Here is a 13,650-nt window from a genome sequence, read left to right as displayed (position 1 = left end):
GGAGAGAGCCTATGCAACCCCCTATTATTCTCATTGGACCTATATGCGCGGGTAAAACGACGGTTGGTGAAAAAGTAGCGCAAAAACTAAGTATTCCTCAGTGCTCAATGGACGAAGTACGATTTTCTTACTACGAGGAAATAGGTTTCAGCAAAGAAACACAGCAGGACATTCGAGAAAAACAAGGGTTTCAGGGTATGTACGCCTATTGGAAGCCGTTTGAAGCCTATGCCGTTAAAAGAATACTAGAAGATTACAGGCATGCGGTCATTGATTTTGGCGCCGGTCACTCGGTCTACGAAGACATGGGACTGTTTCAGCAAGTAGAAAAGATATTAAAACCTTATCAGTCTCTATTTTTATTGCTTCCCAGTGCTGATAAAGAAGAGTCCATACAACTATTACATCAAAGACTGCAGCAAATAACCGATGATGAAGATGTTTTTAAGCTTAACAAACATTTTGTAACGCATCCGTCAAATGAGCTGCTGGCAAAGCAAACAATTTACACAAAGGAAAAGTCGGCAGATACAGTAGCAAAAGAAATTATTTCATCTATATCGAAGGAGTGAAAGCAATGATTAAAAAAATCGGTCAAATTATGGTGTATGTAAACGATCAAGATCAAGCGGTAAAGTTTTGGACAGAAAAGATGGGATTTCAGGTTATGTCCGAACAAAATAATGAACAAGGCATGAAGTGGATTGAGCTAGCGCCGGCAGCGGGTGCTGAAACAACCATTATCCTTCATAACAAACAGCTAATAGCAAAAATGCAGCCAGAATTAAACGTCGGAACTCCTTCGCTTCTGTTTTTTACAGAAAATGTGGATGTATTATACAGCGATTTAACGGCTAAAGGCGTAACGGTGGGAGAAATGGTATCGATGCCTTCAGGAAAAGTCTTTAATTTTTCAGACAGTGAAGGTAACTATTTTGCAGTTATGGAAAACGTGGATCATAAATAAAGGGAAAAGAAAAAGCACCGGGAGCATTCACTCTCGGTGTTTTACATGTGGGGCAGGGTGAGTTACTCTGCGTCGTTATTATAAATCAAGGAGTGATGCCTCTCATGATAAAACTAATAGGAGAAAAAGTGTTGCTAAGAGAAGCGACACAGGAAGATGTTAATGAACTTTATTACTGGAAATACGAAGAAAAAAACCAAGAAGCAAAAAAGTGGAACGCTCCTTATATAACAGAAGAAAAGCTTACGAAAGAAGAATATATGAACTCATGGGAAAAAGAGTATGAACTTTTCGCGTCAGTTCCTCGAATACTTGCGGTTATCATTGATGATAAAGCGGTGGGAACCGTGAGCTGCTATTGGGTGGACAAGCATACAAACTGGCTGGAAACCGGAATTGTCATTTACGACCCAGACTATTGGAGTGGGGGATACGGAACGGAAGCTTACCGCATGTGGATTGATTTTTTATTTGAATCTACACATTTACATAGACTCGGTATGTCCACATGGTCAGGCAATATCAGAATGATCCAAACAGCGGCAAAAATAGGTATGAAAGAAGAAGCGAGAGTCAGAGAAGCACGTATTGTAAACGGAAACTATTTTGACAGCATTAAAATGGGCATTCTGCGAAGAGAATGGGAAAGTCATCGTAGTAAGAGCTGTAATAGAAAAGAATACAGAGGTGAACGAAAGCATTGATTAATATAGTCTCATTATTTAAGGCTTCTTCCTTTATAAATGGAAGAAGCTTTTCTTATATCAATCATGTCATCTGTAAGACCTAGCGTGTATAAAATTAGAAGAAGGAACGTTTATATAGATCTGCTCAAAACAGTTACTGTGTTAAAAACATCAGGGGGGAAATGCATGCGGGTAAACTTTAAAGAATCTGCAAAAAGAAGCGTGAAAAAGGAGAGAACGCTGCAATTTACGCTAAATGTAATCGGAATATTTATGTTTATAGGGGTTTTAATCAGATGGTGGACTGTTCCGTTCGCTATTAGTAACAACCTCGGAATTTATTATAATCCAGATTTTCAAATGAAGCCCAGTGAGTGCAAGGAATTTCTTGCATTCGTTTTATGCGCAGCAGGCGTGTATTTTAGTTTAGTAAACATCTACTTTTTAGGCAAAACAGGTAAAAAATTAGTCTATACCGTTCTTGTTTTACTGGCTGTTTTTAGTCTCTATATGATGGTTATACTTCTTGCTGTAGCTACGCATTAAAGACGTGCGTGCAGCTTAAAAGAAAGAGGTCAAACTTTCTTTCTCCCTTAAATGGTTTTACGATTTTTCTATGTAAAAAACAGATAAGTCTTCAAACGTCTTCATTAGCTGAGCTTCCATATTACTTCCACCTTTTGATATTTTCACTGACACATATGTAGACATTATGTGCGTTTTTGCTTTCATACAATTCTATCAAATCCATTAAAACAGTTTTATTTTTTAAATTCAACTAAAAAGTATTTTCATTATTTTTCCATAAATTATCTAAGATAAGCGGCTATAAGGTTTAAAGAACAAAAGAAAATTGAAATGATTTTTTATGAGTTTTATATCTTGACGAAAAAATATTTCAGGAATAAGATAGGTTACATAAAGTAACGAATGAAAGAAAAGTTACTTTTTAAAGATTATATTTTTCCTAACAGGAGGAAGAGATATGGAAGCGATGACTTTTGTTTTATTCGGTTCAACAGGTGATTTAGCGAAACGCAAAATTTATCCTGCACTCTATAATTTATTTGTAGACGGGAAAATCCCTAAATCAATTTCTGTTGTAGGACTAGGCAGAAGGGAGATGTCCGACGCTGACTTTCAGGAAAAAGTAAAAGAGTCTATTCATACTTTTTCACGTCGCGTCGAAAAAGATTCATCTCTTATGCAGCATTTTCTTTCAGCTTTTCGCTACAGCCCATTGGATGCAACGAATGCTGAAGATTATAAAAAGTTGTTAAATCTAGTAGAAGCACGCGAAGAGGAACGAAACATTCCAAGCAACCGAATGTTTTATCTATCCGTTGCACCAGAATTTTTTGGTACGATTGCCGAGCATATTAAAGACAGTGGCTTAGGTGCTACAAAAGGTTGGAAACGGTTAATTATTGAAAAACCGTTTGGTCATGATCTACAGTCAGCTCGTCAATTAAACGAAAACTTAAGCAAAGCGTTTAAAGAAGAAGAGATTTACCGCATTGACCACTATCTTGGCAAGTCGATGGTACAAAATTTAGAAGCGCTGGAATTCGCTAATCCTATTCTTCAATCATTATGGAATAACGAACATATTGCGAATATACAAATTACAGCAAGTGAAACGGTCGGCGTAGAGGAAAGAGCAAGCTATTATGACCATTCAGGAGCCATTCGAGATATGGTTCAAAATCATATGCTGCAAATGCTGATGATGACGGCTATGCACTTACCGGCCCGCATTAGCGCTGATGATATTCGAAACGAAAAAATAAATGTGTTAAAAGCGCTTCGTCCGCTTGTAAAAGAAGATATGGATCTAGACGTTGTTCGCGGTCAATATGAGGCTGGAAAAATAAACGGGGCTTCAGTGCCGAGCTACATAAATGAGCCCGGTGTATCACCATCTTCTCAGACGGACACGTTTTTAGCAGCCAGACTATATATCGATAATTCGCTTTGGAAAGGCGTTCCTTTCTACATTCGTACAGGGAAAAGAATGGCGGAAAAAGCGACGCGAATTGTTATTGAATTCAAAGACTCGCTAAAAGAGTTGTACTTAGACAAAGGAGAAACAACATCTCCAAATCTGTTGATCATTGAAATTAACCCGCACGAAAATATTACGCTGCAGTTAAACAGCAAAAATCCATTTAATCATGGTCATATTGAGCCTGTACAAATTAATTTTTCAGGTCAGCAAGAAGGAGCGCCGGAAGCATATGAACGCCTTATTGCAGATGCATGCGCCGGAGATTCTACATTTTTTGCTCATTGGAAAGAAGTAGAGCTAGCTTGGGAATGGGTTCAGCCGCTTCTTGAAGCATTTCAGGAAAATACAGTGCCGCTTCACAAATATGCTGCTGGTTCACACGGCCCTGACGCATCAAATGAGCTTTTAGAAAAAGACGGTTTTAAATGGTGGTTGGATGAAGAAACAGCAAGTCAATCACGAGAAGTACAGCCAGTTTAATACAAACAAATTGAAAGAAGGATGACACATGAGTACCAACATAGATACACTCGCAGTTAATACGATTCGCACCCTGTCAATTGACGCGGTGAACGCAGCTAATTCAGGACACCCTGGACTTCCGATGGGAGCGGCTCCGATGACCTATGCGCTGTGGGCGAATCACTTACAGCATAATCCGGCAAATTCAAGCTGGTTTAACCGAGATCGTTTTATCTTATCAGCCGGTCATGGCTCAAGCTTACTGTATAGCATGCTGCATTTAAGCGGATACAATGTATCAGTAGAGGATTTAAAAAGCTTCCGCAAGCTAAATAGTAAAACACCGGGTCATCCTGAATTTGGCCATACGGATGGCGTAGAAGCAACAACAGGTCCTTTAGGTCAAGGAATTGCAAATGCAGTCGGAATGGCAATGGCAGAAGCCCACTTAGCAGCAAAATTTAATAAACCAAATTTCTCTGTTATTGATCACTATACGTATACGTTAGTAGGCGATGGTGACTTAATGGAAGGCATTTCTTATGAAGCGATGTCAATGGCTGGCCATATGAAGCTTGGTAAACTTATTGCTTTATATGACTCCAACGATATTTCGTTAGACGGGGAATTAAATCTTTCATTTAGCGAAAATATCCAAAAAAGAGCGGAATCTGCAAACTGGCAGTATTTACGTGTAGAAGATGGAAATGACGTGGATGAAATCACAAGCGCCATCGAAAAAGCGAAACAGAACACGGAACAGCCAACGCTCATTGAAGTGAGAACAATTATTGGCTACGGAAGTCCAAAAGTAGCGGGAACAAATAAAGCACACGGCAATCCCCTTGGAGAAGAAGAAGCAAAAGCAACAAAACAAGCCTACGGCTGGAAAACGGAAGAAAACTTCTATGTTCCAGAAGAAGTAAAAGCTCATTTTGAAAAGCTTGAAGAAAAAGGGATGAAAGCAGAAGCAGAGTGGAACGAACTGTTTGCTTCTTACCAAAAAGAATACCCTATGCTGGCTGATGAATTAGAGCGTGCCATTACGGGCGAAGCGTTAATTGAAGTGAATGATATTTTAACATTCTCATCAGAAAAAGCGATGTCGACTCGTGTTGCAAGCGGGGAAGCGATTAATTATTTCACTAAATCTGTGCCATCTATTTTTGGAGGCAGTGCTGATTTATCGCATTCCACGATGACGGACATTAAAGAAGAAGGCCCTTACGCACCCGGATATTTCGGTAATCGAAATATTTATTTCGGCGTACGTGAACATGCAATGGGAGCGGCCGGTAATGGAATGGTCCTTCACGGCGGTGTGAAGCCGTTTGTCAGCACATTCTTTGTTTTTAATGATTACTTGCGTCCAGCGATTCGTTTAGCTGCACTGCAAAAGCTGCCGGTCACATATGTGTTTACTCATGATTCCATAGCAGTAGGAGAAGATGGACCAACTCATGAGCCGGTTGAACATTTAGCTTCTCTTCGTGCAATTCCAGGGCTTACCGTAATCCGTCCGTCTGATGCAAACGAAACAGCAAGCGCTTGGGCTTATGCGCTTCAGCAAGCGGAAGGTCCTATAGCCTTAGTGCTTAGCCGTCAAAACTTGCCTGTATTTGAAGAAACAAAACAAAATATCAACGACCTAGCTAAAGGTGCTTACGTATTAACCGAAACAAACGATAACCCGGAGATGATTTTCATCGCCACAGGTTCTGAAGTAGCACTAGCGGTCAGTGCAAAAGCTCAGCTAGAACGTGAAGGTACATCCGTACGAGTTGTAGCGATGCCTAGCTGGGAGCTGTTTAACAAGCAGTCAAAAGAGTATCAAGATCGCGTCTTGCCTGAATCTGTTTCAAAACGAATCTCTCTAGAAATGGGAATTTCACTTGGCTGGGAACGCTTTGTAGGGCCAAAAGGAAAAGTTTTAGCAGTTGACACATTTGGTGCTTCAGGAACCGGAGCTGATGTGATGAATCTGTTTGGATTTACAGAAGAAAACGTAGTAGCACAGGCAAATGAATTACTAAAGGCTTAAATAAGAAGATAAAAAGATAAATAGAAGGAGCGGTTCACATGAAAGTAGGATTAGTTGGTTTAGGGAAAATGGGGATTAACTTAGGACAAAACTTACTGGATCAGCGTCATGACGTTGTAGCATTTGACGTAAATTCAAACGCAGTTGAACAAATGAAAGGGTACGGTGCTTCAGGAGTATCAAGCTTACAGGAGCTTGTTCAGTCACTCGAAACACCAAGAGTTGTATGGCTGATGGTTCCTCATACGGTTGTTGATTCTGTTATTAGTGAAGTGACGCCTCTTTTAGCTGAAGGAGATATCGTTATTGAAGCCGGAAACTCTCATTACAAAGAGTCTATTCGACGCTATAACGAGTTAAAAGAAAACAAAATCCACTTTATGGACGTTGGAACATCCGGCGGAATGGAAGGCGCTCGTAACGGCGCTTGCTATATGATCGGCGGAGATCGTGAAGCGTGGGAAATTGTTGAACCTATTTTCCGCGATACAGCAGTAGAAAACGGATATCTATACGCTGGAGAAGCAGGCAGCGGGCACTTTTTAAAAATGGTTCATAACGGGATTGAATACGGCATGATGGCTGCAATCGGAGAAGGATTTGAAGTTCTTGAAAAAAGCCAGTTCGACTACGATTACGAAAAAGTGGCGAGAGTGTGGAACAATGGATCTGTTATTCGTTCATGGCTCATGGAATTAACCGAAAATGCATTCTCTAAAGATGCTAAGCTAGATGACATCAAAGGAGTTATGAACTCTTCTGGTGAAGGGAAATGGACGGTAGAAACGGCTCTAGACCTTCAAACAGCTACGCCGGTTATTGCGATGTCTTTACTGATGCGCTATCGCTCGCTTGAAGATGATACCTTTACAGGAAAGGTAGTTTCCGCGCTTCGAAACGAGTTTGGCGGTCATGCTGTGGAAAAGAAATAACAAGTGAAATAGTGGGTATAGTAAAAAAAACTAATGGAGGAATGAAAAAATGAAATTTTTTATTGATACTGCAAACCTTGACGATATTAAAAAAGCATACAAAGTGGGCGTTTTATCTGGCGTCACAACAAACCCTTCTCTTGTTGCAAAAGAAGGCGTAAAGTTTGAAGATCGTATTGAAGAAATTTTAAAAACCGTTCCAGAAGTAGAATCCGTTTCAGCAGAAGTGACGCCGGATGCCGAAACAGCAGAAGACATGATTGCCCAAGCAGAAGAACTAATCAAAATTAACGGCGGGGATCAAAACATTACGATTAAGCTTCCAATGACAATTGCTGGATTAGAAGCGACTCGCTACCTTGCTAAAAAAGGTGTAAAAACAAACGTAACGCTTATTTTCACTGTAAACCAAGCGCTTTTAGCAGCTCGTGCAGGTGCAACATATGTATCTCCGTTCCTTGGTCGCCTTGATGATATTTCAGAAGACGGTGTGCAGCTTGTGGCTAAAATTGCCGAGCTGTTCCGCATTCAAAATATCGACTCTCAAATCATTGCGGCTTCTGTAAGACATCCGGATCACGTTACACGCGTAGCCCTTGCCGGAGCTCATATTGCAACTATTCCATATTCAGTAATCGAGCAGCTTGTCAAACATCCTTTAACCGAACAAGGAATTGAAAAGTTTGCGGCTGATTGGAAAAACGCTGTTCAAAACTAAGTAAAAGATAAAGAACGTGCGCATTCTAGAAAAAGAATGCACGCGTTCTCTCATAATATCCTTAAAGAGGTAAACATCATGAATACAGTAGACGCTAAAATTATTAAAACCCAATACGGTTCAGAAGTTTATGTAGACGATGCAGAGCATATTAACTTTAAAAGCCTTCATGCGCCGAAAGTTAATCAGCCGCTCTATCGCATTGAATTTGAAATTGGCTACTTTTTATTAAAAGAACACAGATATTACGAATACGAAAAAAACTATTTTTGGCTTGCAGTAAGCGAAGATTTTAGTAAGCTAATTATTCAAGAACCTGATATGGAGAGCTTATTTGGAGCTAAAAGCGAAGACGAAAGAACGGCAACAAAAGAGCTTTTAAGTCAGTGGCTCATTCATACCGAGGCTTATAAAAAGAAATTAAACCAGCATATTAATGACTGCAAAAAAAGTAATGAAACAAATGAGGGCATAACGGCTATTTTAGAAAAGTTGCTGCATATTTCAGCAGCAGACATTGAACAAGCCCCAATCGAGAAATTAGCTGCTTCACGAGCAGTTTGACTTAAAAAGTAGGTAAGCATTCATAACTGCAATAGAAAAAGATGCTTCGCTTAAAACGCGAAGCATCTTTTTCATTTTTTATAAAGAGCGGTTTTATCTTTAGGAAAGGTTCTTTCCGCTAAAGTACCTGTTACTTAAATAACTTATACCAATATAAAGTGGTTTCAATAGTAGGATTATATGACTGCTTTAGTGTGTCAACTCCACCTAGTATAAACCCTTGTTTCACATAAAATCTACATGCACCAAGATTATCATCTTGTGCTTCCAAGGACATTCCTATAAGTTTTCTTTGTTTTGCCCACTCTTCTGCTTTATTTAAAAGCAACTTTCCCACTCCACTGCCTCTATAATCTTTTTTAGTAGCAATGTTTTCAATATAACAGAAGCGATTCCAATCCTTACTTATTCTAATCTGTCCTATGCAAGTAGTATTCATATAAGCTAAAAACAAAGATTTATCCTCTTGGTTTATATATTGGTTCCAATCAAGTTTGTCATCTGGAAAACGTGTTTCTCTAGCTTCATCAAAAAGAACTTCTTTATAAGACCACTTGCCTGATTGTAAACTGGGGACAACTCTACCATATAGCTTAAAATAATCATTTGTTATATTGATATCCTCTATTAAGTCATTATTTAATGGAGAAATAGTGAGTTTACTTTCACTACCCAATAGTACACACTTCCTTTTATGATGTTTTGAAAAAATTTTATTTAAGGATAAGTAAATCCTATCTTATTCAACATTACTGTCCGTTAGCTGAATGAACCTCTCTTTATACACTACTATAAAGAGTAAATTTTTCCTGGTTATAATTAAAAGCAACAATCTTTACGAAAAGAGCCTTAGGAAAATAAAGGATAGTAATAAAAAACGACAATATTGTCGTTTTTTATTGACGAATTAATCGGAGAAGGGTACCTTATATTAAAACGACATAGTTGTCGTTTTAATATAAGGAGGCTGAAATGATGCTTATTACGATGTTAACAACAGGAACTCGAGGAGACACCCAGCCTTTTATGGCTTTAGGATTAGAGCTAAAAAAGAAAGGATACCGTGTACGAATTGCCGCTTCAGAAGCTTACCAAAACTTCATAGAATCGTACGGGTTTGAATATGCCATGCTTCGAGGAGATGTTTCTAAAATTATAGAGAGCGGAGCAGCTGACGACGCAATTAATGCAGACAATCCTCTCAAATTTTTTTCAAGCTTAAAAAATGAAAAGATGATGGGTATGATGATTAATATACAAGAAGATTTGCACAAAGCATGCAAAGGAGCCGATGCAATTGTATATCATCCAGGTGCGGCAATTGGTTATTTTGCTGCTAAAGAGATGAATATACCAAGCATTCTAGCGAGCCCTTTTCCAATGACACCAACAAAAGATTATCCAGCGTTGATCTTTTATGATCGACCACGGTTTGGAAAAACATATAACAAGCTGACGCACCGTATTTTTGAATGGGGATTTTGGAAGGTAGTAAGTGGTCCTTTAAAAAAATATTGGGTTCAGCAGCATGGAGAAGGACCTAACGATTTTTTATGTCCGTACCCAAAGCAGCGTACAGCAGCTAACCCAACCATTGTTTCATCAAGTCCCGCCGTATTTTCCGTATCTAAAGATTGGCCTGAACACGTTCATTCCTACGGAAATTGGTTTATGGACAGTGATCATAGCTATCAGCCGGAAGAGAGGCTGGAAAGATTTTTAAAGGCTGGAGAACCGCCGGTTTATATTGGGTTTGGAAGTGTTGGGGATAAAAAAAACGCAGACGAAACGACTGCTTTAGTGATTAAAGCCTTAAAACTTGCAGGGAAACGAGGTATCATCAATACAGGAGGAAGTGGAATGAATCACACGGAGGGGATAGCAGAAGACATTTTCTTTGTAAAAGATATCCCTCATGAGTGGCTGTTTCCTAAAATGTCTGCCGTTGTTCATCATGGAGGAGCGGGAACAACAGCCGAAGGCCTTCGAGCTGGCGTTCCAAGTGTTATTATTCCTTATGGAAATGACCAATTCGCTTGGGGAAGAAAAATTTATGAGCTGGGAGCTGGAGCAAAAGCCATTCCGAGAAAAGAATTGACGGCTGAAAAATTATCCACAGCTATTTCCTATACACAAGTTAATGAAATTCAATCCAAAGCACAAGAAATCGGAAAACAAATCCGAGCTGAAAAAGGAGCCGAAAAAGCAGCTCAGGTGATTATTAATACACTCGAGACATTCGGGAATAAATAAAAAGTAAGCGAGCGTGAAAAAAATGCCAAAAGTAAGGGAAGGATACGCTGAAAAAAAGAAGCAAGAGATTTTAGAAGCAGCCAAAAGAGTATGCAAGAGCAAACCGGTGCATGATGTAGCCATGCGAGATATCGTTTTGGAAGCTGGAATGAGTCAAGGAGGCGTGTACAAATATTTTTCAAACCTTGATGAAGTATTTGTCGGACTTCTTAATCAAGAAAGCGTCAGCTATAAAGTAAAAGATAAAATTGAAGCCCTGCTTCAGACAAAGAAAGACTCCTTTGAAATGCTGCATGATTTCATTATGTATATTGGAGAGCATATCCAAGAATCGATGACAGCAGGAGGAGAAATTTACTTTGAACTAGTAGCATTGTATTCAAAAGACCCTCAGCGTTTTATGAAAATTGAAGATCAGCTAGTTGAAGTATCGAACCTTAAATATATTCAAAAAAAGCTTCACGACTTTATTACGGAACAAATAGAAGTAAAAAATTTTTCTCCGGCTGTACCAACAGATGATCTGCTAGCTTTTATGGCTACAGCGATCAACGGAATTACGCAAAATCCAGCTCTGGTCTACAACGTAGATGGACAGAAACAAGCTGCAGAGGAGACAAACGTAGAGCGTCATATAAACACGCTGTCAATAGCTGTCCGAAAGCTGTTAGGAGAATAAATAAAGTTGCAACCTTGAAAATTCCTCTTAGTATTGCCAGCAGTGTTAGGTATGTTTAGAAAAATGGTGTGTCACTTCTCCGTCTCTTTTGAATAGTTTTGCAATAATTAAGCATAATACGACTGCAAACTATATTTAAGGAGATGGAAAAAATGAAAAAAGGACTTATCATTGCTTCTTCGGTTCTTTTCCTTTCAGGCCTAGCTGCGTGCGGAGGAAATAAAGACAATAACGCAATGGACAATACTCAAAATGATTTACGCAACACTTCTACAAACGACGGAGTTGATAACAATATCCCAATGGATAATACCGATCAGCCGACCAAGTCAGTTGAAGCAGCGCAAAATGTAGAAGATATGAAGGAAGTTGATGATGCATATGTGCTTCGTGATAATAACAACGCCTATGTAACAGTAGACCTAGCTGGAAATGACGCAGCGGACAACAATGATAACGGCAAGGTGAACACCGTAACGTATAACGGCGATACTTATCATGAAGTTTCAACTGATTTTGAACAAAAAATTGCGGACCGCGTGAGAGAAGCAGATAGTAAAATTGACAAAGTATACGTGGCGTTTGTCAACACGGGTTTAGACAATATGAATAACAACAATAACGTACCTGGTGTAGATAAAAATGACAACATCTATAAAGATGATGAAAAAGACAACAACCGTGATCCGGAAGATATTGTAGAAGATCCAAAAGATATGATGGATCGTAACAACAAAGATCAATAACATAAAAAGGCCTCTGAATCACCAGAGGCCTTTGGTTCATTAACTAAGTTCAAGTAAAGAAATAAAAATCGGAAGAACACAGCAAGAAACGGCTGAAATAAAATCAAGCTCGTTCTGTTTTTTTGCAGAAAGCGTGAACTCCATCAAAATAATTGTCAGGATACTCATGAAAAGCGTTGCATAAAAAAGAAAATCCCGCTGACTTTCCACTAAAAACAACACCGCATTTAAAATTAAAATAACGGCATAAAGAAACTTAAGCAGCACGTGAAGCTGCATGCTGAATTTATTCTCTTGTTTGTAGCGCAAGATATAGACAAAAAAGAAAATAAATAAAGTTAATTGCCATGAGGCAGGAAGTAACTGCTGCCATAGATTGTCCAAGAAACTCATTCCTCCTATAAAACGATGATGCATATATGTATAACATACATTTTTATTTTAAAAGTGAAGAGTATCTTTAGGCAAGAACATTTCTTCCTTTTTTATTCTTTTTCTTATACAGGCTCTCAACATAAAAAAAGAATGGTCGCAATGACCATTCTTTTTACTTCACTTCAATTAAAACCTTCGTACCGTCTGGAAACTCATCTACTTGATGTGAAATCCAAGACCCGGCGCCTCGGTTGTCTGAAGGCTTTACATATTCAATATCTGCGCCGCTTCCGCCTTCTTCACAAAAGGCCATCGGAAACTCATCTCGATCATAGCCGCTTTTAGTCGGAATGCCTTTTAAAGACTCACTGCGGTTTTCTTCAGCACCGTCTCGATCGATTGTACAAACAGCCGATTTTCCTTTATCGATTGCATGTTGAATGTGCGCTGCAGTTTCAGGGTAACGATCAGCAGGGAAGGTAATGACTTCATCGTAGGAGGGATTCGTTGAAGAGTTCTGCTCTAACGGATTTCCTTCAATCATAACAATAACGGCTATCACTAAAATTAAAATACCAGAAACAATTTTTTTCAACCTGTAAAACTCCTTTATAAAACGTTTATCACTCCTATTGTAAAGTAATAAGAAAAAAATGTAAAAACATATAATGGAACTAGCTAGAATTCATAACACAAACATAAGCTCACGTTCAGCTGCTGAACGTGAGCTTATGTCTAATGATGAGAGTGGTGATGATGCGTTTCGTTTTCAGCTGGCTGCAGTGAACGTAACTCTTCTTTTGATAATTTGCCTACTGCGACTTGCTGAGTAGGAAGAATGTGCTCACCGCGAGCATTAATATCGGTTTTAATATAGTAAATACCATCCTCATTAAAGGCAGCTTTTGCTTTATACATACTGCCGTCATAATGTGCCTTTGCTGTTTCAACTTTACCGGGAGCATCTTTTTTCCACACGTTAAACTGAACGATTTTGGCATCATCCACCGTTTTATTTTCTTGCATTACGTGCACTTTTAGTACCTGTGTGCTCTGGGGCTCTATATTTTCTGGAAGCATCACATGTGCAGACAGAGGCTTTTGCTGCTTGTAGAGCTGGTCTGCGTTACTGTTTACAGAGCACGCGGAAAGCACAAGCGTACTGAGTATGACTAGTCCGGACATTTTCCATTTATTCATTGTTACTGCACCTCACATC

The 13,650-nt window shown here is 39.0% G+C and carries 16 protein-coding genes; 12 read left to right on the top strand and 4 right to left on the bottom strand.

Annotated features, from left to right (window positions below):
- Positions 1-11 precede the first annotated feature (11 nt).
- The 9 genes from WKH56_RS22605 to WKH56_RS22565 all read left to right on the top strand — a co-directional run bounded on the left by WKH56_RS22605 (position 12) and on the right by WKH56_RS22565 (position 8,378).
- Positions 12-572, top strand: coding sequence for a shikimate kinase (locus tag WKH56_RS22605; protein ID WP_048019601.1), 561 nt, complete (start codon positions 12-14; stop codon positions 570-572).
- 5 nt (positions 573-577) lie between these two features.
- Positions 578-967 carry a VOC family protein gene (locus WKH56_RS22600; RefSeq protein WP_048019602.1) on the top strand — a complete coding sequence of 130 codons (390 nt, stop codon included), beginning with the start codon at positions 578-580 and terminating at the stop codon, positions 965-967.
- A gap of 104 nt (positions 968-1,071) precedes the next feature.
- Complete coding sequence (locus WKH56_RS22595) at positions 1,072-1,671, top strand: GNAT family N-acetyltransferase (protein WP_048019603.1); 600 nt, start codon at positions 1,072-1,074, stop codon at positions 1,669-1,671.
- Between the two features lie 168 nt (positions 1,672-1,839).
- Positions 1,840-2,199: a hypothetical protein gene (locus WKH56_RS22590; protein ID WP_310883953.1), complete on the top strand. Its 360-nt coding sequence runs from the start codon at positions 1,840-1,842 to the stop codon at positions 2,197-2,199.
- Positions 2,200-2,638: 439 nt separating this feature from the next.
- Positions 2,639-4,141 (top strand): glucose-6-phosphate dehydrogenase, encoded by a 1,503-nt coding sequence (zwf, locus tag WKH56_RS22585; protein ID WP_048019604.1) that lies wholly within the window; start codon positions 2,639-2,641, stop codon positions 4,139-4,141.
- Between the two features lie 28 nt (positions 4,142-4,169).
- Positions 4,170-6,164, top strand: a complete 1,995-nt coding sequence (gene tkt, locus WKH56_RS22580; RefSeq protein ID WP_310883952.1) for a transketolase — start codon at positions 4,170-4,172, stop codon at positions 6,162-6,164.
- A 38-nt stretch (positions 6,165-6,202) separates the two neighbouring features.
- On the top strand, positions 6,203-7,096 hold the full coding sequence (gene gnd / locus WKH56_RS22575; protein ID WP_047750468.1) for a phosphogluconate dehydrogenase (NAD(+)-dependent, decarboxylating): 894 nt from the start codon (positions 6,203-6,205) through the stop codon (positions 7,094-7,096).
- A gap of 49 nt (positions 7,097-7,145) precedes the next feature.
- The gene (gene fsa / locus WKH56_RS22570) at positions 7,146-7,814 is read left to right on the top strand and encodes a fructose-6-phosphate aldolase (RefSeq protein WP_014459236.1); all 669 of its coding nucleotides are present in this window, start codon (positions 7,146-7,148) and stop codon (positions 7,812-7,814) included.
- Positions 7,815-7,892: 78 nt separating this feature from the next.
- Positions 7,893-8,378 carry a hypothetical protein gene (locus WKH56_RS22565; RefSeq protein ID WP_168761023.1) on the top strand — a complete coding sequence of 162 codons (486 nt, stop codon included), beginning with the start codon at positions 7,893-7,895 and terminating at the stop codon, positions 8,376-8,378.
- Between the two features lie 130 nt (positions 8,379-8,508).
- Here WKH56_RS22565 and WKH56_RS22560 read toward each other — a convergent pair whose 3' ends face one another.
- Positions 8,509-9,054, bottom strand: a complete 546-nt coding sequence (locus WKH56_RS22560) for a GNAT family N-acetyltransferase (protein WP_048019606.1) — start codon at positions 9,052-9,054, stop codon at positions 8,509-8,511.
- A gap of 299 nt (positions 9,055-9,353) precedes the next feature.
- Between WKH56_RS22560 and WKH56_RS22555 the strand changes: the two genes are divergently transcribed.
- The 3 genes from WKH56_RS22555 (at position 9,354) to WKH56_RS22545 (ending at position 12,056) form a co-directional block, all read left to right on the top strand.
- A complete protein-coding gene (locus tag WKH56_RS22555; RefSeq protein WP_048019607.1) occupies positions 9,354-10,631 on the top strand; it encodes a glycosyltransferase in 1,278 nt (425 codons plus the stop codon).
- Between the two features lie 22 nt (positions 10,632-10,653).
- Complete coding sequence (locus WKH56_RS22550) at positions 10,654-11,310, top strand: TetR/AcrR family transcriptional regulator (RefSeq protein ID WP_048019653.1); 657 nt, start codon at positions 10,654-10,656, stop codon at positions 11,308-11,310.
- 152 nt (positions 11,311-11,462) lie between these two features.
- Complete coding sequence (locus WKH56_RS22545; protein ID WP_028414498.1) at positions 11,463-12,056, top strand: hypothetical protein; 594 nt, start codon at positions 11,463-11,465, stop codon at positions 12,054-12,056.
- A gap of 39 nt (positions 12,057-12,095) precedes the next feature.
- On the opposite strand, the gene WKH56_RS22540 is transcribed toward WKH56_RS22545, so the two are convergent.
- The 3 genes from WKH56_RS22540 to WKH56_RS22530 form a co-directional block, all read right to left on the bottom strand.
- The gene (locus tag WKH56_RS22540; protein WP_223272376.1) at positions 12,096-12,449 is read right to left on the bottom strand and encodes a DUF1516 family protein; all 354 of its coding nucleotides are present in this window, start codon (positions 12,447-12,449) and stop codon (positions 12,096-12,098) included.
- Positions 12,450-12,603: 154 nt separating this feature from the next.
- Positions 12,604-12,975: a NucA/NucB deoxyribonuclease domain-containing protein gene (locus tag WKH56_RS22535; protein WP_372452795.1), complete on the bottom strand. Its 372-nt coding sequence runs from the start codon at positions 12,973-12,975 to the stop codon at positions 12,604-12,606.
- 191 nt (positions 12,976-13,166) lie between these two features.
- The gene (locus WKH56_RS22530; protein ID WP_255901648.1) at positions 13,167-13,631 is read right to left on the bottom strand and encodes a FixH family protein; all 465 of its coding nucleotides are present in this window, start codon (positions 13,629-13,631) and stop codon (positions 13,167-13,169) included.
- Between the last annotated feature and the right edge of the window lie 19 nt (positions 13,632-13,650).

This window comes from Priestia sp. SB1, assembly GCF_038898415.1.
The sequence above is the reverse complement of the archived record's forward strand: the minus strand, read 5'-3'. Positions and strand labels throughout refer to the sequence as shown.